The sequence below is a fragment of the Olsenella sp. SW781 genome, assembly GCF_012027725.1.
Taxonomy (GTDB): Bacteria; Actinomycetota; Coriobacteriia; order Coriobacteriales; family Atopobiaceae; genus Thermophilibacter.
The window spans coordinates 20,152-39,734 of the sequence record NZ_SJOU01000015.1; the positions used below are offsets into that span (position 1 = coordinate 20,152).

The following is a 19,583-nucleotide window of genomic DNA, read 5'->3' on the forward strand; positions in this document are numbered from 1 at the left end:
CTTTTGCACGCCAACGAGCTAGCGAAAGGAATGCCTCATGAAGCTCATCATCGACGACGCCGACGTCAACGCCATCAAGCGCCTGGTCGAGTACTACCCCGTTGACGGCGTGACCACCAACCCGTCGATCCTCGCCGCCTCCGGGCGCGCGCCCTTCGAGGTCCTGCACGAGATCCGCGACATCATCGGGCCCGAGATGGAGCTCCACGCGCAGGTCGTGGCCCGCGACGCCGAGGGCATGGTCGCCGACGGCAAGCGCATCGTGGCCGAGCTCGGCGCCAACACCTTCCCCAAGGTTCCGAGCGTCCCCGAGGGCTTCAAGGCCATCCGCATGCTCGCCGCGGAGGGCATCCGCACCACCGCCACGGCGATCTACACCCCCATGCAGGCGTTCCTCGCCGCCAAGGCCGGCGCCTCGTACGCCGCGCCCTACATCAACCGCATCGACAACATGGGCTATGACGGCGTGGGCGTGGCCATGGAGATCCACGACATCTTCCGCGCCAACGACCTCCCCTGCGAGGTGCTCGCCGCGAGCTTCAAGAACTCCCAGCAGATCCTCGAGCTCGCCCGCTACGGCGTGGGCGCCGTGACGGCCGCCTCCTCCGTGATCGAGGGCCTGGTCAAGAACGCCGCGATCGACGCCGCGGTGGACGCCTTCACCGCCGACTTCGAGGGTCTCGTTGGCGCCGGCAAGACGATGGCCGACCTGTAGGGGCGGGCGAGAAGAACCTCGGCCCCGGGCCTCCACGCGCAACCGGGGATTTCCAACATCCGCGTTAGCGCGTGATAGAAGTTGAACTACCGAACGCGTAGCTCGGGAAACGTGGCCGCTTGGCCGCAAAATCCCGAGCTACGCGTTCTTCTCGCCATGCGCAACCCGAGATCTCTGCGAAGGGTCCTGCCCGGCCGCCCTAGCCTGCGACGTAAGCGTTGCGCAAGGGATGCCGGCCAAGCCAACATTTCCCCTTGCGTCAGGCTAACGTTGTCCTGAGAGCAGAGGGGGTATATGGAAGCGCACGAGGACGATACGTACGCGAGGCTCAAGGCGGCGATGGAGGAGGCGGAGGCGAGCGAGTCCCCCGTGGAGTCCGCCCGTGACCGCCGGCGCCGCTATCTGGCGATTGCCTTGATTGTGATTGTTCCCCTGGCTGTGGTCAGCTACGTCGTGTGGGGGCTCATCGGCCTTTTTACCTTGGGCAAGACGGACGAGGGGCCGATTGCGGTGGCGTATCGGCTCGTGGGCGTCCCGGGCTGGCTTGCCATCTTCTCCTTTGGCGTCGTGGCGGTGGCGCGGCAGCTGCGCGACGACTTCAAGGGCGTGGGCGAGCGCATCTTCGGGGCGGTCATCATCGCGCTCATGGTGGTTACCTGCTACGTCTTTGTGGGGCAGCCGCTGCTGGACATCCCGTACCTCTTCGACCCCGTGCGCGTCGAGCTGCACGATGTCGAGACGAGGGACGTGAGCGGCGAGAGCGGCGCGACGTACTACCTCAGCGGCGTCGACGAGTCCGGCAAGGAGTGGGAGTTCCGCATTAACAGCGATACGTTCCTCAGCTGGGACCGCGACCGCACCACCGCCACCGTGACCGGCCTCCCCAACACCCAGGTGACGCTCGCCATCGAGTGACCCTCCCCGCGCCCTCCAGAAGGTGGAGGCCCTGAGCGACGGCCATCAGGAGTTCCTCACGTGTCGTCGCATCCAACCGCTCACGCAAGAGGCCGCCCCTCCGACCTGCTAAGCAGAATCTTCCGCGAAGCGCAGTTCTGCGTGCAGGTCGGAGGGGCGGCCGTCGTGGCTGCGAGTCAGTCCGCTACGCGAGCTTGAGGAACTCCTGGTAGCCGCGATACGCCTCGTACACGTCGGCCTTGCTCGTGGCCTCCCAGGGGGCGTGCATCGAGAGCACCGGCACGCCGCAGTCGACGACGTTCATGCCGTAGGTCGCCAGGATGTAGGCGATCGTGCCGCCGCCGCCCGCGTCGACCTTGCCGAGCTCGGCGGTCTGGAAGTGCACGCCGCCCTCGTCCATCACGCGACGGATGGTGGCCAGGTACTCGGCGTCGGCGTCGTTGGAGCCGGACTTGCCGCGGCTGCCCGTGTACTTGTTGAACGTGAGGCCGTGGCCCAGGTAGCAGCTGTTCTTCGGCTCGAAGACGCTCGCGAACGTGGGGTCGAAGCCGGCCGAGACGTCGCTCGAGAGCATGTTGGAGTTCGCGAGGCAGCGACGCAGCGCGAGCGGGCCGGTCTCGCCGGCGAGCTCGAGCACCTCGGCCATCGTGTTCTCGAAGAAGTGGCTCGTCATGCCGGTGGCGCCCACCGAGCCGATCTCCTCCTTGTCGACGAGCAGGGTGACGGCGGTGCGCGCCGGCGCCTCGGCGTCGAGCTGCGCCACGAGGCTCGTGTAGGCGCACACGCGGTCGTCCTGGCCGTAGCCGAGGATCATCGAGCGGTCGAGGCCCAGGTCGCGGGCAGCGCCCGCGGGCACGACCTCGAGCTCGGCGGAGAGCAGGTCCTCCTCCTCGATGTCGAGCAGGTCGCGCAGGATGCCGAGCACGCCGGCCTTGACCGGGTTCTTCTCGGCGTCGTCGTCCTTCTCGCCCTCCTTGACGACGACCGGGCGGTTGCCCACCAGGACGTCGAGCATCTCGCCCTCGATGACCTCGGTGGCCTTCTTGCCCATCTGATCGCTCGCGAGGTGGGGGAGGAGGTCGGTGATGCAGAAGACCGGGTCGTCGTCATCCTCGCCGATGACCACGGAGACGACGGTGCCGTCCTTCTTGGCCACCACGCCGTGGATGGCGAGCGGCATGGCCACCCACTGGTACTTCTTGACGCCGCCGTAGTAGTGCGTGTCGAGCGTCACGAGCTCGTTCTTCTCGTCCACGGGGTCCTGCTTGACGTCGAGGCGCGGCGAGTCGACGTGCGCGCCCAGGATGTTCACGCCCGCCTCGAGGGGCTCGGTGCCCAGCTGGAGCAGCATGAGGGTCTTGTCGCGGTTGACGGCGTAGACCTTGTCGCCGGGCACGAGGCGCTCGCCGGCCTCGATGCGGCTCTCCAGGCTCACGTAGCCGGCCTCCTCGGCCATGGCCACGGCGGCGGCGCAGCACTCGCGCTCGGTCTTGTTCTCGGAGATGAAGGCCTTGTAGCCCTCGCAGAGGTAGTGCAGCTGGTCGAGCTGCTCCTCGGTGTATTCCTTCCATGCGTTCGGACGGTCCATGGGACTCCCTTCCTCGGAGATACGCAAATCGGCTCACGATTCTAGACCAGCCCGGCGGCGCGGGCCAGGGAGGCGTTGTGGAATCTGGGGTTGTGGCAGCGCGGGGCGGGCGCGCGTTGCGGGGAAGGGGGTTGTGGCAGCGCGGGGGCTGCCATAACCCCCGATTCAAGAACGGGGGCGAGAAGAACCGCAGGATTCGCTGATCCGCGCCTGCCATAACCCCTCTTTGGACAACGCCCGCTCGCGAAAAAGTGCCACGGGGCCGATTTCCGCAGCGTGCCCGCGCCTACGGCTGGCCGGCCGGGTCCGCGGCCCCCGTGGAGCCGCCGGCACTCGTCGACCCGCCGGTCCCGGCGCCCGTGCCCGCGTCGCCGCCGGCGTCGGAGCCGGTGCCGCCCTGCGCGCCGGAGCCGGAGCCCGCATCCGCGCCCGCGTCGGCGCCGGTCCCGGAGCCCGCACCTGCGCCCGACCCCGTCCCGGGCTGCGTGCCGCCCTCGTCCGAGGTACCCGCGCCGCCCTGCGCCCCGGACCCCTGGTCGCCCGTGCCGGCGTCGCCCTCGACGGGGGAGCCCGCAGGCTCGCCGCCCTGCTCGCCGACCGTCTCCGCGGTGGTCCCCCCGGTCGGCGGCTCGGCTGCCTGCGGCGCGTCCTCGGCCGCGGCCTCGCCCCGTTCCGCGGCCGGCGCGGCGGGCGAGAAGGACGGACCGATGCCGGCCCCCTGCGTGGCGAGGCTCACCACGAGGGCGTACGCCAGCACGACGGCGATGGCCGCGACCGTGGCGATGACGGCGACGCGGCGGCGCAGGCGCGTGCGCTGGCGCTCGCGGGCGGCGTCGATGACCTCGGGCGGGGCGATGGGCGTCCCGGAGGCGGCGACGCGCGTGCCCTCGGCGGGCGCGGGGGCGGGCGCGGGCATGACGCGGGTCGCGCCGGCGGCCGGCGTCGCGTCCCCTCCCGCGGGGTCGGGGCCGAGCGAGCGGAGCTTCTCGGCGGAGGCGTTGATGAGGTTGCGGTAGACCTGCGTCGCCACGCTCGACGCCACCGCGCCGATGACCGCGCCGATGATCGACCCGGCGATGCCGATCTGCGCCGAGAGCGCGAAGGACGTGGCCGCCGCGAGGCCCGTCGCCACGATCTGCGAGAGGGAGAAGTCCCCGAGGATGCCTCCGCGTCGCTCGTTCTTATCGGCCATGCGCCCTCCCTCGACGTTCTCCCTGGCTCCCCAATTGTCGCCCGTGACGTGCGGCATCACGAAGACCTAACAAAACCGTTCCCCCAAAATGTGGCTGTGAGACCGATTTCCGCTGCGTGTCGGGGTATCATTTACCCGTACTGTCCTTCCGGGTTACACCAACGTATGGAGGTCAACATGCTCGTCAACGCTACTGCCATGCTTCAGGCCGCAGAGAAGGGCCACTACGCCGTCGGCGCGTTCAACACCAACAACCTCGAGTGGGCGTCCTCGATCCTCGACGCCGCCGAGGAGCTCCAGTCCCCGGTCATCATCCAGTGCACCTCCGGCGCCGCCAAGTGGCAGACCAGCTACAAGGTCGTCGCCGACATCGTGAAGCAGCTCGTCGAGGACAAGGGCATCACCGTGCCGGTGGCCCTCCACCTCGATCACGGCACCTACGAGGACGTCTTCAAGTGCATCGAGGCCGGCTTCACCTCCGTCATGTATGACGGCTCCCACGAGGAGACCTTCGACCTCAACCTCCAGCGCACCGCCGAGGTCGTCAAGGCCGCCCACGCCAAGGGCATCTCCGTCGAGGCCGAGGTCGGCGGCATCGGTGGCGTCGAGGACGGCGTCGCCTCCAACGGCGAGCTCGCCGACCCCGAGCAGTGCAAGGCCATCGCCGACCTGGGCGTTGACTTCCTCGCCTGCGGCATCGGCAACATCCACGGCATCTACCCCGAGAACTGGGCCGGCCTGTCCTTCGACCGCCTCGGTGAGATCAAGGCCCTGACCGGCGACCTGCCGCTCGTCCTCCACGGCGGCACCGGCATCCCCGTCGACCAGATCCAGAAGGCCATCTCCCTCGGCATCTCCAAGATCAACGTCAACACCGACCTCCAGGTCGTCTTTGCCGAGGCCACCCGCAAGTACATCGAGGAGGGCAAGGACCAGCAGGGCAAGGGCTACGACCCGCGCAAGCTCCTCAAGCCCGGCCGCGACGCCATCGTCGAGCGCACCAAGGAGCTCATGGAGGAGTTCGGCTCCACGGGCAAGGGCTGGGCGTAAGCGAGAAGAACGGCGAGAGGAACGCCCGCCACTGAGGTGACGTCGGCGCCCGGTCCCGCATCGCGCGGGGCCGGGCGCCTTCCTGTGCCGCGCGACCCCGCGCCGCAAACCCGCTGGTTCCGCTAGGGGTCACGTGTCAGATCTGTCACGTTGCCGTAATGCCGCGGCATTCAAGCTTCCCCTATCTTTTGTGCGTTGTCGGTGTCGATTGGCGCCGCGTCGCACAGGGGCGTATCGCGCGCCGCCGGAGGGGTACCTACTCCGGTCGTCGGGCGCGACGCCCGAGGAGAGGATGGATGCCATGGAGTTTCTTGACCTCGTGGAGAGGCACGCGCGGGAGCACCCCGAGGCGGAGGCGCTCGTCACCTCCGACGGCGCCCGCATGGGCTACGGCGAGCTCTGGTCGGCCTCGGGCGGCGTGGCGGCCCTGCTCGCGAGGGAGGCCGCCCGCGACGGCCGCCCCGCGCACGAGCCGGTGATGGTCTACGGGCACAAGTCCCCGCTCATGCTGGCCTGCCTGCTCGCGTGCCTGCGCTCCGGGCGCCCCTACGTGCCGTGCGACTGCCACAGCGTGCCGCCCGCCCGCGTCCGCGCCATAGCCGCCCAGCTCGGCTCGCCCGTGCTGCTCGCCGTGGAGCCCCTGCCGCCGGAGGCGCTTGCCGACGGGGAGGGCCGCGCCCTCGCCGCCGACGTCTGGGACGCCGAGAAGGTCGCGCGGGCCGCCGCGCTGAGCGAGCGGCCCGACGCCGGCCTCGCCGTCTCGGGCGACGAGCTGGCGTACGTGCTCTTCACCTCGGGCTCGACCGGCGCCCCCAAGGGCGTCGAGGTCACCGCCGCGTGCGTGGACCGCTTCATGCCCTGGTGCGTCTCGATCATGGGGCTGGGCGTCGCGGCGGGCGCCCCGCGCCGCTTCCTCGACCAGGCGCCCTTCTCCTTCGACCTCTCGGTCTTCGAGCTCGTGGGCGCGCTCGCCACGGGAGGGGCGCTCTTCTCGCTCACGCACGCGACGCAGTCCAGCATGCGCGACCAGCTGGCGGCGCTCGACGCGTCCGGGGTCTACGTCTGGGTGTCCACGCCCTCGTTCGCCGAGATGTGCCTCGCTGACCCGTCCTTCTCGGCGTCCCTCATGCCCCGGGTCGAGACCTTCCTCTTCTGCGGCGAGACGCTCACCAACGCCTGCGCGCGCAGGCTCCAGGAGCGCTTCCCCGCGGCGCGCGTGGTCAACTCGTACGGGCCCACGGAGTCGACGGTCGCGGTGAGCGCCGTGGAGGTGACCCCCGCGATGGCGGCCGCCCCCGACCCGCTGCCCGTGGGCGCGCCGCGGCCGGGCACGCGGATCAGGGTCGTCGACGAGCGGGGCGCGGACGTGGCGACGGGCGCCCTCGGCGAGGTCGTCATCGAGGGGGACACGGTGGCGCTCGGCTACCTCGGGCAGCCCGCGCTCACCGCCGCGCGGTTTGGGTCCGCGACCCTGGGCGGGCGCCCGGTCCGCACCTACCGCACGGGCGACGAGGGCTGGCTCGACGAGGGGGGCATGCTCCACTACCACGGTCGGATCGACCTCCAGGTCAAGCTCAACGGCTACCGCATCGAACTCGGCGACGTGGAGTCCCACCTCGCGCAGGTCCCGGGCGTCAAGGCGGCGGCCGTGGTTGCCGCCACGCGCGACGGCCGGGCGGACCACCTCGTGGCCCACGTGGTCTGGGAGGGCGAGCGGCCCTCCTCGGACTTCGAGCTCGCGCGCGACGTCAAGGCCCGCCTGCGCTCCAGCCTCCCGCACTACATGATCCCGCGGCGCATCGTCTTCGACGACGCGCTCCCCGTGACCCCCAACGGGAAGGTCGACCGCCACGCGCTCGCCGAGGAGCTCCCGCGACGCGGGGCGCGCGGGCGCCGCGGCGTGGGAGGGGGCGCCGCATGACGTTCTACGCCTCGCCAGCGTTCTTCGTCGCGCTCGTCGCGCTCATCGTCCCCGCCGCCGCGCTCGGCCTCTCCGGCCGGCCGATCAAGCGCTACGGCATGGCGGCCTCCGCCGTGATGCTCGCCCTGCTCTTCTCGGGGAGCGCGGCGCAGCTCGTGGCGTTTCTCGCCTTCGTGCTCGTCTCCACCGCGGCCATGCGCCTCACGCTCAGGAGCTGGCGGGGCGGGGAGGGGTCAGTCGCGCTCTACCGCGCGTGCCTCGCGGCGACGCTCGCCCCGCTCGTCGCGTACAAGCTCGCCTCCGGCGCGGGCTCCGGCGTCGCCGACCTCGTGGGCTTCGCGGGCATCTCGTACGTGACCTTCCGCGCGGTGCAGGTGCTCATAGAGATCAAAGACGGGCTCATCACCGAGCTCACGGTGGGCGACTACCTCTACTTCCTCACGTTCTTCGCCACCATCACCTCGGGCCCCATCGACCGCAGCCGGCGCTTCCTCGCGGACGCCAACGCGCCGCTCGGCCGGGACGAGTACGCCGACCTGCTCTCCCGCGGGGTCCTGCTCGTCCTTCTCGGCGCGGTGGGCCAGCTCGTCATCGCCACGATCGCGCTGCGCTACTACCAGCCCGACCGGCCGCTCGTCTCGGCGGGGCTCGCCTACGGCGTGGCCCGGCAGGTGGCAAACGCCTACCTCTACGGCATCTACCTCTTCTTCGACTTCGCCGGCTACAGCCTCATGGCCATGGGCGTGAGCTACTGCCTGGGGATCCGCTGCCCGAGGAACTTCGACGCGCCCTATCGCGCGGTGGACCTCAAGGACTTCTGGAACCGCTGGCACATCACGCTCTCCACCTGGCTGCGCGACTTCGTGTTCATGCGGCTCGTGCGCTCGCTCACGCGCCGGAAGCTCCTCTCCTCGCGCCTCCAGCGCGCCTGCGCGGGCTACGTCGTCAACATGCTCGTCATGGGCGCCTGGCACGGCCTCACGGCCGACTACCTGCTCTACGGCCTCTACCACGGCGTGCTGCTCGCGGGGCTCGAGGTCTGGCAGAAGAAGTCGGCGTTCTACCGGAGGAACCACCAGAGGCGGTGGTACCGCGCGTGCTCCTGGTTCGTGACGATGCAGCTCGTCATCATCGGATTCGCCATCTTCTCGGGGCAGCTGAGCTCGATCGTGGGGAGGATCGTCAATGGCCTGTGACGTCGGGAGGGGCCCGTCGGCTGACGCCGCGGGAAAGAGGGGCGCGCTGGGAAGGAAGGACGCGGCGGGCGAGAAGGACGCGGCGGGCGAGAAGGGCGCGGCGGGCGAGAAGGACGTGCGGCCCACCCTCGCCGCCCGGCGTGCCCGCCTGGTCGCGTGGTTCTTCGGGGACAGCTGGTCCGCCGCGCTCGCGTGGGCCGCGGTGGCGGTCGCGTGCGTGGGCGTGCTCGCGTGGTTCTTCCTCGTCTCGCCGTTCGGGGTCCCCGCGCAGCCGGTCTATGCGGGATTCTAGGGAGGTGTCGTGATGCGTCGTCGGCTCTGCGCGCTTCTCGCCGTGCCGTGCCTGGCCCTCGCGGCCCTCGCGGGCCTCTGGGCGTGGTCCGGCTCCTACGTCGGCACGCTCGCTGCGTCCGCGCCCTACGTCGACTACCTCTCCACCCGGGAGGTGGCGAGCCTGGAGTTCGTCCGCGCGTCGCTCGCGGGCCGGCGCGCCCTCGGCAACGACACGCGTCTCGTGTTTGGCACCTCCGAGCTCTACCCGGGCGGGAAGGGCCCTGCGCACCCGGTCGCGCTCCTGCGGGGGCGCGCCCACGGCATCGACGTGATGCCCGTGGGCCGCGCCTACTGCGAGAGCCTCTGGCAGGCGGTCGAGCTCGGCGCGCTCGCGCCCGACGTCCTCTCGACGGGGGACGACCGCGTGGTGGTCTTCCTGAGCATGCAGTGGTTCATGCCCAGCCGCAACACGGCGGCGGACCTCTCCACGTCCTTCTCGCAGGGCGCCCTGGACGCGCTCATGGCGAGCGACACCATATCGGACGAGGTCAAGGCCCGCGTCCGCGCCCGCCTGGCCGCCTATGGGACCATTGCGGAGGGGGAGGACAACCCCGTGTTCGGGGCGGCCTCCGCCGTCGACGGCGCCGCGCGCGGGGCGCAGGGACGCGTCCGGCTCGCGCTCGAGCTGGCCTCGGGAGGGCCGTCCAACGGCATGGCGGGGCAGACGGACGCCGAGGTCACGGCCGCGGCCGGGGACGGCGGGGGCGCCGAGCCCAACTGGGACTCGCTCATATCCGAGGGCCGCGCGCTCGCCGAGGCCGACTCGACGAGCAACGACGCGGGCTACGCGGACGCCGTCTGGACCTCAGGGGAGTACGACCGCTTCCTCGCCGCGTCGCGCCGCTGGAGGCCGTTTCCCAGCGGCGGCCTCTTCAGCGAGCAGGAGTTCGGCGACTTCCAGCTGCTGCTCGACGTCTGCCAGGAGGCGGGGCTCCGGCCGCTCGTGGTGATCCAGGCCAACAAGGGCTGGGCATACGACCAGACGGCCTACGACGGGCCCGTCCGGGAGGGCTTCCGCGACCGGGTGGAGGCCATGTGCGCCGACGCGGGCGTGGAGGTCGCGGACTTCTCGGCCTATGACGACGACCTCCTCTTCTGCCGGGACGCCTCGCACCCCTCGGCGCTCGGGAGCGCCTACTACTCCCGGTGCATCTACCGGTGGTTCACCGAGGGCGTCGTGGACACGGGCGTCCCGCCCGGGGGCGCCGCCTGAGCGGCCGCGCCCGACGCGTGGCCGACGGATGGGACAAGGCTGACGATCAAAGGAGAACGACATGGCAAAGATGGGACATGACGAGGTCATGGGACGCGTGCTCGACCTTCTGGCGGACGTCTGCGGCGACGACGCGGCGCGCGAGCACCCCGACGACGACCTCTTTGAGCTGGGGCTGCTTGACTCTATGGCGGCAATCGAGCTCCTGGTGGGGCTCGAGGACGAGTTTGGCGTCACAATCGCCCCGACCGAGGTCGAGCGCTCGGAGATGAACTCCGCCCGCACCATCGCGGCGCAGGTCGAGAGGCGCCTCTAGCATGAGGCGCCACGCGCGGCGGCCCGGAGCCCGCCCGTCGGCGGGCGTCCGGCGCCTCGTGGCCGTGACGGGGGCGCTCGCGCTCTGCGTCGGGACGCTCGCCGCGCTCTGGTGCGCCCTGCCCTCGAACGGCCCCGCCGACCCCACGAGGATCTACGACTACGTCTATGCGGACGGCAAGTCGGAGAACGAGGACTTCACGCTGGCCAACATGTCCGACGACGGCTACCTCTGCTTCGGCTCCTCGGAGTTCGCCATCTCCAAGGACCTGGTGAGCATGTGCCCGCAGGCGGTCTTCGGCGAGAGCGTGGCCGGCGTGGACATGACCTTCGTGGGCCAGGGCTACGACCAGAGCCTCTGGCAGGCGATAGCGGCCGGCGCCTACGGCGGGCGCGTGCGCAACCGCAAAGTTATGATCGTGGTCTCCCCGCAGTGGTTCTTCAAGGGGAACGGCGACCAGGACAAGTTCGAGGGGCGCTTCTCCTACTCCCTCTATCGCGCCTTCGCGCAGAACCCCGACATCTCGGACGAGACGAAGGAGTACGTGCGCGCCCGCTGCGAGGCGCTCGGCGTCCCGGCGGCCGAGCTCGACGCCGCAGACCCCGGCGCCTCGCCGGTGGATGCGGTGAGCGGCTGGTTCCACGACCTCGCGGACGCGTGGCGCCTGCGCTCCCGGGTCCCGGGGATCGTGGCCATCTCGCCCTCGAAGAGCCCCGCGCGCACGGCCGGCGTCCCCACCGGGGAGCCCGACTGGGACGCCTTGCTCGACGAGGCCCGCGCCGAGGGGGCGGCCGCCTGCACGACGAACGACTTCTGCGTCTACGACGCCTACTGGGAGAAGAACCACACGTTCATGCCCGAGCTCTTCGAGAACTTCCACGAGGCCGACGACGAGTACGCGGACCTCGCGTGCCTGCTCGAGGTCTGCCGCGAGGCGGGCCTGGAGCCGCTGGTGTGCATCCTGCCGGTCCACGGGCGCTGGTACGATCTCGCCGACGTCTCCCGGGAGGAGCGCGAGGCCTACTACGCGCGGGTGCGGAAGATCTGCGACGACGCGGGGGCGGCCTATGCCGACTTCTCCGGCTGCGAGTACGAGCCGTACTTCCTCTGCGACACGGTCCATCCCGGCTGGGTGGGCTGGGTCAGGATCGAGCGGGCCTTCTACGACTTCGTGACCGCGCCATGAGCGGGGCGAGCGGGGCGGTCCCCGGGAGGGCGCGCGCCGTCGCCGTCCTTCTCGCGTGCGCGCTCGCGCTGGCGCCCGCGGCGGCCCGGGCCGACGAGGCGCTCCTGCCCGGCGAGGACGACCTCGGCGAGCCGGGCCTCTCGGCCGAGGAGGTGGCCCGCATCACGGAGCCGGAGCTCGACCCCACCGAGGACGGCGCGGCGCGCCCCGGCGACGAGCCGCGGGGAGACGAGCTCGCATCCCGGCTCGACGACTACCTCGACGAGGCGTTCCCCGCCTGCGGCATGCCGGGTGCCGCCGTGGCCGTGGTGGATGCCGGCGGGGTGCGCTACCTGCGCTGCCTCGGCGACGTCACGGGACCGGACGAGACCTTCCTCATAGGCTCGCTCTCCAAGTCCATGACGGCGGCGGCCGTGATGCAGCTCGTGGACGAGGGGGCCGTCGACCTGGACACGCCCGCCGCGGCGTATGCCCCGGGCTATGGCGTCCCCGCGTCGGTGACGGTGCGCGACCTGCTCAACCAGACGAGCGGATTTGGGTACTTCGAGCCGCTCTCGGGCGCGCGGTCGGGCGAGGCCGCCGGGTCCTTCTCGTACGCCAACGCCAACTACGACCTGCTCGGGCGCATCGTGGAGTGCGCGAGCGGGATGCCGCTGGGGGCGTACCTGCGCGAGTTTGTCTTCACCCCGCTCGGGATGGGCGACGCCTCCGCTGGCGGCGAGCCCGAGCGCGCCCCCCGGGCCGAGGGGCACCGCTCGTGGTTCGGCGCGTGGGCGGCGGACGGCTTCGAGCACGGGGAAGGGGACGACGCCTGGGGCGGCCCGGCCTCCGGCTACGTCCGCGCGAGCGTCTCGGACATGGCGGCGTACCTGCGGATGTATCTCAACAGCGGGGAGGTGGCGCCCGGCGGCGCGCGCGTGCTCTCGTCCCGCGCCGTCCACCGGATGATCTTCTCGCGCGTGCCCGACCCCGAGGGGGACACCTACTACGGCATGGGCTGGACCACCTACTCCTGGGGCGATGGCGAGCTCGTGATGTCGCACGACGGCCAGGTGGAGAACTACGTGGCGCGCATGTGCGCGATTCCCGGCCGCGACCTCGCGATCGTGGTGCTCGCGGACGGCAGCGACGAGTTCGGCGGCAACGAGGCGTTCTTCTCGCTGGCGGACGGGGTGACGGCCATCGCCGTGGGCGGGCGCGCCGACCCGGCGGACGCGGCGGCGCGCCCGGGCGAGCACGCGCGCTACAACGCGCTCTACGCGCTCGCCGTCCTGCTCAGCGCGCTGCCGCTCGCGTGGGGGGCGGTGCGGCGGCTCCGCGGGTCCCGGCGGGCGCCCCGGGCGCTGCCGTTCCTGCTGCTGCACATGGCGGCGCCGGTCTACCTGCTGGGCACCCCGCCGCTCCTCACGGGCATGCGCTGGCGCGACTTCGCGTCCTACTATCCTGACCAGACGCTCGTCCTTCTCGCCTGCTGTATCCTTCTTCTCGTGGGAGGCCTCGGCGGCCTTCCGGGAATGGCCCGGACGACGGGGAGGAGGAGCGGTGCCAGAGGTGACGGCGGTGCCGGTGACGCCAGAGGTGCCGGTGACGCTCGATGACGGCGTGGTGCGCCTGGTGTCTCCCGACCAGGTGCGGCCGGCCGAGCTGCTCGACTACGTGACGCGCAACCGCGCGTTCCTGCGGGAGTTCGAGCCCGCCCGCGAGGACGGCTACTACACCGAGGGGGCGCAGCGGGAGCTGCTCGAGGGCGAGCTCGCCGCCTGGCGAGAAGACCGTGGGTATCGGCTCTACGTGCGGCTCGTTGCCGAGGGCGGCCTGCTCGTCGGCAGCGTGGCCCTGAACAACGTGGTGCGCGGCGCCTTCCTGAGCGCCCACCTGGGCATCCGCATGGACGGCGCGCGCGGGGGCCGCGGGTACGCCACGCGCGCGACGCGCCTCGTGGTGGACTGGGCCTTCGGCGAGCTGGGGCTCCATCGGGTGGAGGCCAACGTCATGCCCCGCAACGCCCGCTCGCTCAGGGTGCTCGAGAAGTGCGGCTTTGCCAACGAGGGGCTCTCGCCGCGCTACCTGCGCATCAACGGGGTCTGGGAGGACCACGTCCACATGGTGCGCCTGAACGACGCGCTGGAGTAGCGGCCGGCATCGACGCCCTGGGCGCCGCCCGTCCCCTGGGGCGACGTCCGCACGGGGCGTGCCGGGAGCGGGGGTCCGAGGTCGCGGCGCTAGATCGGCTTGGCGGTGCAGGGGCCCGCGTCGTCGGGGCGCACGAGGTCGGCGAGCGTGCGGCTGTCCAGGTAGGAGGACGTCACGCGGCCGAGGTCGCGCCAGACGCCCACGGTGGTGCAGGTGTCTCGCTGCGGGCAGAGCTCCTCGTTGGTGCAGTCGAGGCAGCTCACCGGCGCGAGGGATCCCTCCGCGGCGCGCAGGAGCTCGCCGAGGGTGTAGTCCTCCGGCTTGCGCGTGAGCTGGTAGCCGCCGCCCTTGCCGCGCTGGCTGCGCACGTAGCCGGCCTTGTGCATGAGCGAGATGACCTGCTCGAGGTACTTGCGCGAGATGCCCTGCCGGCGCGAGACGTCGCCGAGCGAGACCCAGCCCTCGTGGCAGGCGAGGTCCGCCATCGCGCGCAGCGCGTACATCCCCTTGGTCGAGAACATTCCAGCCATCTCGTCACCTCCGTCTGTAAATTGGGGACGGGTTTTTTCTCTCTGTTAATTGGGGACGGGTTATTTCTTCCTGAGAGAAAAAACACGTCCCCTTTTCCTTGGGTTAGCGGCCCCGTGCCTCGAGCATCTCGTCGAGCGTGCGCCAGGCCAGCTCGGCGCACTTCACGCGCGCGGGCATGTGCGCGATGTCGCGCAGCAGCACGCCGTCCTCGAGCGCCTCGAGCGCGGCCTCGTCGGTCTCCTCGCCGCGGACCATGCGCATGAACAGGGCGCAGAGCTCGCGGGCCTCCTCGGGCGTCTTGTCGATCATGAGGTCGCTCATGATGTCGGCGCTCGCCTGGGAGATGGCGCAGCCGTGGCCGGTGAAGGCTGCCTCCTCGATGGTGCCGTCGTCAGCGAAGCGCACCGAGAACGTGAGCTCGTCGCCGCAGGAGGGGTTCACGCCCTCGTGGCTGCAGTCGGCGTCCTCGAGCTGGTACTTGTAGTCGGGGTGCGAGACGTGGTCCATAAAGGCCGCGTTGTAGAGGTCAGTCACTGCCATGGAAGATCCCCCAGACCTGGCTCAGGCCGTCGACGAGGCGGTCCACGTCGGCGGCGTCGTTGTAGAACGCGAGGCTCGCGCGGCAGCAGGCGAGGTTCTCCACGCCGAGCCACGCGAGCAGCGGCTGTGCGCAGTGGTGCCCGGCGCGGATGCACACGCCGGAGGCGTCGAGGATGCTCGCCACGTCGTGCGGGTGGACGCCGCGCACGTTGAAGCTGATGACGCCGTGGTGACGCGCAGCCTCCGCAGGGCCGATAAGGTCGACGAAGTCCAGCTCCGCCAGGCGCTCGAACGCGTAGGCCACAAGCGCCGCCTCGCGCTCGGCCACGGCGTCGATGCCCACGGTCTCGGTGAGGTATGCGAGCGCGGCGCCGGTGGCGTAGATGCCGGCGGCGTCTTGCGTGCCGGCCTCGAACTTCTCGGGCACGGGCGCCCACGTGGCGTCCTGCTCGCGCACGGAGTCGATCATCTCGCCGCCGGTGAGCATCGGCGGCATGGCCTCCAGAAGCTCGTGGCGGCCCCAGAGCACGCCCACGCCCATCGGGCCGAGCGCCTTGTGGCCGGAGAACGCGAGGAAGTCCGCGCCCAGCTCCCCCACGTTCACGCGCAGGTGGGGCACGGACTGCGCGGCGTCGACGACCATCACGGCGCCCACGGCGTGCGCGGCGTCCGCGAGCCTGCGGACGGGCAGCTCGCAGCCCATGACGTTGGAGACGTGCGCGGCGGAGACGATCTTGGTGCGCGGTCCGATCTTCTCGGCGATCTCCGCGTCCGCGAGCGTGCCGTCCTTCTCGGGATAGAGGTAGACGAGGCGCGCACCGGCGGCGCGGCATGCCTCCTGCCACGGGATGAGGTTGGAGTGGTGCTCCATGATGGTGATGGCAACCTCGTCGCCGGGGCCCAGGACGCGGGGCGAGAAGGACTTGGCCACGAGGTTCAGGCTCTCGCTCGTGTTGCGCGTGAAGACCACGTCGCGCGCGTCGGGGGCCCCGATGAGGGCCGCCACCTGCGCGCGCACGTCGGCGATGGCCGCGGTGGCCGCCACGGAGAGGCTGTAGAGACCGCGCAGCGGGTTGGCGTTCATGGTCTCGTAGAAGCGGCGCTGGGCGTCGAGCGCGCAGGCGGGGCGCTGTGCGGTGGCCGCGCTGTCGAGAAACGCGATCTCGGGGTGGCCGGCCAGCAGCGGGAAGTCGGCGCGGTACGGGTTCTGACGGATGTCGGCCATCACGCCTCCTCAGTGTGCAAAAGTGCCTGTCCCTTTTGCACGGCGCTCGCCTCGACGACGGCGCGGGCCTCGGGGCAGGGGGCGTGCATGAGGGCGTCCTCGTAGAGGGCGCTCACGAAGAGGCGCTCGGCGTCGGCGCGGGAGAGGCCGCGGTCGGCGAGGTAGGCCAGCTGCTCGGGGCTCACCGAGCCGATCGTGGCGCCGTGGTTGCCGGCGACGTCGTCCTCGTCGCAGAGGATCGTGGGCAGCGTCTTGTTGACCACGTCGTCGCCCAGCACGAGCACGGTCTCCGCCTCGTTGCCCTGCGCGCCCTTGGCGCCGTGGACGAGGTCGATCGTGGTGCGCAGGCCCTTCTTGGCCGCGTCCTCGAGCACGCCGTTGTAGCTGAGCTCGGAGCGCGTGTTGCGGCCGCGCTGGCGCACGACCTCGTTGACGTCCAGGACCTCCGTGCCGCCGGCGTGGTAGCGGCAGCCCAGGTCCACGCGCGCGCGCTCGCCGGCGAGGTCGCAGGCGAGGCCCAGCGCGACGGTGCCGCCGCCGAGCAGGTACTGGTGCACGTCCACGCGGGCGTCGCGCGCCGCAGAGATGCCCACGCTCTCGAGGTGCTGCTGGGTCGCGCCCACGCCCACGTACTCGTGCAGGTGCACGCGCGCCCCGGCCTCGACGATCACGCGCAGCAGCGACGCGGATGAGACACTGGGGACAGGTTCGTTTGTCTCATCCGTGGCGGGCGCGTCGGGGGAGGTGGCGTTGTCTGCGGATGAGACAAACGAACCTGTCCCCAGTGTCTCACCCGCGGCCACGACGATGGTGGCCTCGGCTCCTGCGCGGACCATCACGCCCGTGTCGGCGACGTCGCCGGCGCCCACGGCAACCACGATCGGCTCCTCGCGCCTCTCGCCGCGCGGGACCTCCACGTAGCGCGCGCCGCGAGCCTGGGACTCCACCCAGTCGGTGACCTTGCGGCCCATCCCGCACTCCACGCCCTCGAAGAGGCGCGGCAGCGAGAAGTACACGTCGCCCTTGCGGCCTCGCAGGGGCACCGTGAGCGTGATGTCGTTCGTGCGCAGGCGGTTCCACGTCTGCGCGGGGGCAACGTTGACGCGCTCGAGGGTGAGCTCGCCCTCGGCGCCGGCCTCGGGCGCCAGGTTCTTCTCGGCCATCATCCTATGGCCCCTTCCATCTCGAGCTTGATGAGGTTGTTCATCTCCACGGCGTACTCCATCGGGAGCTCCTTGGAGACGGGGTTGGCAAAGCCGTTGACCACGAGCGTGCGCGCCTCGGCCTCGGAGCAGCCGCGGCTCATGAGGTAGAGCACCGTGTCGTCGGAGATGCGGCCGATCGTGGCCTCGTGGCCCACCTGAGCGGTGGCGTTGCGCACGTCCATCGCGGGGATGGTGTCGGAGCGGGAGATGTCGTCGAGCATGAGGCTCTGGCAGCTCACACTGCAGCGCGCGCGGTCCGCGTGCCGGCCGATCACCACGGACGAGCGGAACGTGTTCACGCCGCCGTCCTTGGAGATGGACTTGGTGCTTACGGACGCCGTCGTGTCCGCGCCGTTCATGATCACCTTGCAGCCGGTGTCCAGGTCCTGCGTGGCGCCGGCGAACGTGATGCCGGTGAACTCGCAGGTGCCGCGGTCACCCGCCATGATGGTGGAGGGATAGAGGTAGCTCACGTGGCTGCCAAAGCTGCCGGAGACCCACTCCATCTTGGCGTCGGCGCCGATGGTGGCGCGCTTGGTGTTGAGGTTGTACATGTTCTTGGACCAGTTCTCGATCGTGGAGTAGCGCAGGCGCGCGCCGTCCTTCACGAAGAGCTCCACGGCCCCGGCGTGCAGGTTCGCCTCGTAGTACTTGGGCGCGGAGCAGCCCTCGATGAAGTGCAGGTCGGCGCCCGGCTCCACGATGATGAGCGTGTGCTCGAACTGGCCCGCGCCCGCGGCGTTGAGGCGGAAGTAGCTCTGCAGCGGGTAGGGCAGCGTCACGCCGGCGGGCACGTAGACGAACGATCCGCCCGACCACACGGCGTAGTGCAGCGCGGCGAACTTGTGGTCGGTGGGCGGGATCAGCGTGCCGAAGTACTCGTGCACCACCGGCTCCCACTTGGGGTCGTGGAGGGCGTCCTCGATCGTGGTGTAGATGACGCCCTGCTCGGCCACCTCCTCGCGCATGTTGTGGTAGACGATCTCCGAGTCGTACTGGGCGCCCACGCCGGCGAGGCTCTCGCGCTCCGCCTCGGGGATGCCCAGGCGCTCGAAGGTGTCCTTGATGTCCTCGGGGACGTCGTCCCAGCTCTTGGCCTGCTTGGTCTTGGGCGAGACGTACGTGGAGATGTGGTCCAGGTCCAGCCCATCGATGCTCGGGCCCCAGTTGGGCGCCATCTCGCGCGCGTGGTAGAGGTCGAGCGCGCGCAGGCGCATCTCGAGCATCCACTCCGGCTCGTCCTTCTTGGCGGAGATCGCGCGGACGATCTCGGGCGTCAGGCCGTCGTCGTAGCGCTCGTAGCCCTCCTCGGACTTGGTGAAGTCGTAGAGGGAGCGGTCGACGTCGGCGACCTGCGTGCGGTTCTTGCTGCGCTCCTCGCTCACTGGGCATCACCGACCATGGGGCAGCCCGGACAGTCCGCGCAGGCCGCGTCGTCCTGGCCGGCCCCGCGCTCGAAGCGCTCGAAGCCGTGGGCATCGATGTCCGCGATGAGCTCCGCGGGCCCCTCGGCCACCATGCGGCCCTTGACCATGACGTGCGTGCGGTCCACGTCAAGCCGCTCGAGGATGCGCGTGTTGTGCGTGATCACGATGAGGGCGCCGCCCACCTGCTCGCGATAGGCCTGGATGCCGCGGGAGACGATGCCCAGCGCGTCCACGTCCAGGCCGGAGTCGGTCTCGTCGAGGATGGCCAGCTTGGGCTGGAGCAAAAGGAGCTGCAGCATCTCGATCTTCTTCTTCTCGCCGCCGGAGAAGCCCACGTTGAGCTCGCGCATGAGGAAGCCCTGGTCGAGCTCCAGCTGGTCGGCGATGGCGCCCACGCGCTCGCGGAACTTGCGCGCGGTGGTCTTGAGCTCCGGGCGCATCTGGCAGATCGAGCGCAGGAAGCTGTAGAGCGGTACGCCGGGCACCTCCACGGGAGCCTGGTAGGAGAGGAAGATGCCGGCGAGCGAGCGCTTGTCGGCGCTGAGCTCGGTCACGTCCTCGCCCGCGAAGCTGATGGAGCCCGAGGTCACGCGATAGGCGGGGTCGCCCATGATGACGTGGCCGAGCGTGGACTTGCCGGCGCCGTTGGGGCCCATGAGGACGTGGCACTCGCCCTCGCCCACGGCGAGGTCCACGCCGTGCAGGATGGGCTTGTCCTCGGTGCCCGCAGAGAGGGCGCTCACGTTGAGCAGCTGAGTGGACATGTTCCGCCTTTCTCCTCGCGGGCCGCGCGGGCCCGCGCCTTATTTCGCCTAATTCATAGTAATGAGTGGGGTATTAAAGGCAAGGGGTCAGGGCGAGAAAAACGCCCCTTCGTAACAATTCCTACTTATTTAG

The 19,583-nt window shown here is 70.6% G+C and carries 19 protein-coding genes; 11 read left to right on the forward strand and 8 right to left on the reverse strand.

The features are described from left to right. Nucleotides 1-37: 37 nt before the first annotated feature. Together E0L17_RS08890 and E0L17_RS08895 are read left to right on the forward strand one after the other, a co-directional pair. On the forward strand, nucleotides 38-715 hold the full coding sequence (locus E0L17_RS08890) for a transaldolase family protein (RefSeq protein ID WP_167930883.1): 678 nt from the start codon (nucleotides 38-40) through the stop codon (nucleotides 713-715). 294 nt (nucleotides 716-1,009) lie between these two features. Then, nucleotides 1,010-1,630 (forward strand): hypothetical protein, encoded by a 621-nt coding sequence (locus E0L17_RS08895; RefSeq protein ID WP_167930884.1) that lies wholly within the window; start codon nucleotides 1,010-1,012, stop codon nucleotides 1,628-1,630. 184 nt (nucleotides 1,631-1,814) lie between these two features. Here the strand turns inward: E0L17_RS08895 and E0L17_RS08900 are convergent, their stop codons facing one another. Next, a complete protein-coding gene (locus E0L17_RS08900; RefSeq protein WP_167930885.1) occupies nucleotides 1,815-3,218 on the reverse strand; it encodes an aminopeptidase in 1,404 nt (467 codons plus the stop codon). Between the two features lie 286 nt (nucleotides 3,219-3,504). Beyond that, nucleotides 3,505-4,410 (reverse strand): hypothetical protein, encoded by a 906-nt coding sequence (locus tag E0L17_RS08905; protein WP_167930886.1) that lies wholly within the window; start codon nucleotides 4,408-4,410, stop codon nucleotides 3,505-3,507. A 177-nt stretch (nucleotides 4,411-4,587) separates the two neighbouring features. On the opposite strand from E0L17_RS08905, the gene fba reads away from it, so the two are divergent. The 9 genes from fba (at nucleotide 4,588) to E0L17_RS08950 (ending at nucleotide 13,758) form a co-directional block, all read left to right on the forward strand. Continuing rightward, entirely contained in the window at nucleotides 4,588-5,460 is an 873-nt protein-coding gene (fba, locus tag E0L17_RS08910; RefSeq protein ID WP_167930887.1) for a class II fructose-1,6-bisphosphate aldolase, read from the forward strand. Between the two features lie 301 nt (nucleotides 5,461-5,761). Next, on the forward strand, nucleotides 5,762-7,381 hold the full coding sequence (dltA, locus tag E0L17_RS08915) for a D-alanine--poly(phosphoribitol) ligase subunit DltA (protein ID WP_167930888.1): 1,620 nt from the start codon (nucleotides 5,762-5,764) through the stop codon (nucleotides 7,379-7,381). After that, the gene (gene dltB, locus E0L17_RS08920) at nucleotides 7,378-8,577 is read left to right on the forward strand and encodes a D-alanyl-lipoteichoic acid biosynthesis protein DltB (RefSeq protein WP_167930889.1); all 1,200 of its coding nucleotides are present in this window, start codon (nucleotides 7,378-7,380) and stop codon (nucleotides 8,575-8,577) included. Before dltA ends, dltB begins: the two co-directional genes overlap by 4 nt. Beyond that, nucleotides 8,567-8,869 (forward strand): hypothetical protein, encoded by a 303-nt coding sequence (locus E0L17_RS08925; protein WP_167930890.1) that lies wholly within the window; start codon nucleotides 8,567-8,569, stop codon nucleotides 8,867-8,869. Before dltB ends, E0L17_RS08925 begins: the two co-directional genes overlap by 11 nt. A 12-nt stretch (nucleotides 8,870-8,881) precedes the next feature. Next, a complete protein-coding gene (locus E0L17_RS08930) occupies nucleotides 8,882-10,123 on the forward strand; it encodes a D-alanyl-lipoteichoic acid biosynthesis protein DltD (RefSeq protein ID WP_286163400.1) in 1,242 nt (413 codons plus the stop codon). Nucleotides 10,124-10,184: 61 nt separating this feature from the next. Beyond that, nucleotides 10,185-10,439 (forward strand): D-alanine--poly(phosphoribitol) ligase subunit DltC, encoded by a 255-nt coding sequence (gene dltC, locus E0L17_RS08935; RefSeq protein ID WP_167930892.1) that lies wholly within the window; start codon nucleotides 10,185-10,187, stop codon nucleotides 10,437-10,439. Nucleotide 10,440: 1 nt separating this feature from the next. Next, complete coding sequence (locus E0L17_RS08940; RefSeq protein WP_167930893.1) at nucleotides 10,441-11,625, forward strand: D-alanyl-lipoteichoic acid biosynthesis protein DltD; 1,185 nt, start codon at nucleotides 10,441-10,443, stop codon at nucleotides 11,623-11,625. Further along, a complete protein-coding gene (locus E0L17_RS08945; RefSeq protein ID WP_167930894.1) occupies nucleotides 11,622-13,223 on the forward strand; it encodes a serine hydrolase domain-containing protein in 1,602 nt (533 codons plus the stop codon). Before E0L17_RS08940 ends, E0L17_RS08945 begins: the two co-directional genes overlap by 4 nt. Continuing rightward, nucleotides 13,168-13,758: a GNAT family N-acetyltransferase gene (locus E0L17_RS08950; protein ID WP_167930895.1), complete on the forward strand. Its 591-nt coding sequence runs from the start codon at nucleotides 13,168-13,170 to the stop codon at nucleotides 13,756-13,758. The genes E0L17_RS08945 and E0L17_RS08950 overlap by 56 nt, the downstream gene beginning before the upstream one ends. Nucleotides 13,759-13,847: 89 nt before the next feature. Here the strand turns inward: E0L17_RS08950 and E0L17_RS08955 are convergent, their stop codons facing one another. From E0L17_RS08955 to sufC, 6 genes are all read right to left on the reverse strand, one after another. Further along, a complete protein-coding gene (locus E0L17_RS08955; protein ID WP_167930896.1) occupies nucleotides 13,848-14,288 on the reverse strand; it encodes an RrF2 family transcriptional regulator in 441 nt (146 codons plus the stop codon). A 103-nt stretch (nucleotides 14,289-14,391) separates the two neighbouring features. Beyond that, nucleotides 14,392-14,829, reverse strand: coding sequence for a Fe-S cluster assembly sulfur transfer protein SufU (gene sufU / locus E0L17_RS08960; RefSeq protein WP_167930897.1), 438 nt, complete (start codon nucleotides 14,827-14,829; stop codon nucleotides 14,392-14,394). Next, entirely contained in the window at nucleotides 14,816-16,054 is a 1,239-nt protein-coding gene (locus E0L17_RS08965) for an aminotransferase class V-fold PLP-dependent enzyme (RefSeq protein ID WP_167930898.1), read from the reverse strand. The genes sufU and E0L17_RS08965 overlap by 14 nt, the downstream gene beginning before the upstream one ends. Beyond that, nucleotides 16,054-17,217, reverse strand: coding sequence for a SufB/SufD family protein (locus tag E0L17_RS08970; protein ID WP_167930899.1), 1,164 nt, complete (start codon nucleotides 17,215-17,217; stop codon nucleotides 16,054-16,056). Before E0L17_RS08970 ends, E0L17_RS08965 begins: the two co-directional genes overlap by 1 nt. Next, nucleotides 17,217-18,644: a Fe-S cluster assembly protein SufB gene (sufB, locus tag E0L17_RS08975; protein WP_167930900.1), complete on the reverse strand. Its 1,428-nt coding sequence runs from the start codon at nucleotides 18,642-18,644 to the stop codon at nucleotides 17,217-17,219. The genes E0L17_RS08970 and sufB overlap by 1 nt, the downstream gene beginning before the upstream one ends. Then, nucleotides 18,641-19,450 carry a Fe-S cluster assembly ATPase SufC gene (sufC, locus tag E0L17_RS08980; RefSeq protein WP_167930901.1) on the reverse strand — a complete coding sequence of 270 codons (810 nt, stop codon included), beginning with the start codon at nucleotides 19,448-19,450 and terminating at the stop codon, nucleotides 18,641-18,643. The genes sufB and sufC overlap by 4 nt, the downstream gene beginning before the upstream one ends. Nucleotides 19,451-19,583: the final 133 nt, after the last annotated feature.

Coding starts and splice junctions, on each gene's coding strand:
- E0L17_RS08890 (WP_167930883.1), top strand. CDS start 38: ATGAAGCTCATCATCGACGACGCCGACGTCAACGCCATCAAGCGCCTG.
- E0L17_RS08895 (WP_167930884.1), top strand. CDS start 1,010: ATGGAAGCGCACGAGGACGATACGTACGCGAGGCTCAAGGCGGCGATG.
- E0L17_RS08900 (WP_167930885.1), bottom strand. CDS start 3,218: ATGGACCGTCCGAACGCATGGAAGGAATACACCGAGGAGCAGCTCGAC.
- E0L17_RS08905 (WP_167930886.1), bottom strand. CDS start 4,410: ATGGCCGATAAGAACGAGCGACGCGGAGGCATCCTCGGGGACTTCTCC.
- fba (WP_167930887.1), top strand. CDS start 4,588: ATGCTCGTCAACGCTACTGCCATGCTTCAGGCCGCAGAGAAGGGCCAC.
- dltA (WP_167930888.1), top strand. CDS start 5,762: ATGGAGTTTCTTGACCTCGTGGAGAGGCACGCGCGGGAGCACCCCGAG.
- dltB (WP_167930889.1), top strand. CDS start 7,378: ATGACGTTCTACGCCTCGCCAGCGTTCTTCGTCGCGCTCGTCGCGCTC.
- E0L17_RS08925 (WP_167930890.1), top strand. CDS start 8,567: ATGGCCTGTGACGTCGGGAGGGGCCCGTCGGCTGACGCCGCGGGAAAG.
- E0L17_RS08930 (WP_286163400.1), top strand. CDS start 8,882: ATGCGTCGTCGGCTCTGCGCGCTTCTCGCCGTGCCGTGCCTGGCCCTC.
- dltC (WP_167930892.1), top strand. CDS start 10,185: ATGGCAAAGATGGGACATGACGAGGTCATGGGACGCGTGCTCGACCTT.
- E0L17_RS08940 (WP_167930893.1), top strand. CDS start 10,441: ATGAGGCGCCACGCGCGGCGGCCCGGAGCCCGCCCGTCGGCGGGCGTC.
- E0L17_RS08945 (WP_167930894.1), top strand. CDS start 11,622: ATGAGCGGGGCGAGCGGGGCGGTCCCCGGGAGGGCGCGCGCCGTCGCC.
- E0L17_RS08955 (WP_167930896.1), bottom strand. CDS start 14,288: ATGGCTGGAATGTTCTCGACCAAGGGGATGTACGCGCTGCGCGCGATG.
- sufU (WP_167930897.1), bottom strand. CDS start 14,829: ATGGCAGTGACTGACCTCTACAACGCGGCCTTTATGGACCACGTCTCG.
- E0L17_RS08965 (WP_167930898.1), bottom strand. CDS start 16,054: ATGGCCGACATCCGTCAGAACCCGTACCGCGCCGACTTCCCGCTGCTG.
- E0L17_RS08970 (WP_167930899.1), bottom strand. CDS start 17,217: ATGGCCGAGAAGAACCTGGCGCCCGAGGCCGGCGCCGAGGGCGAGCTC.
- sufC (WP_167930901.1), bottom strand. CDS start 19,450: ATGTCCACTCAGCTGCTCAACGTGAGCGCCCTCTCTGCGGGCACCGAG.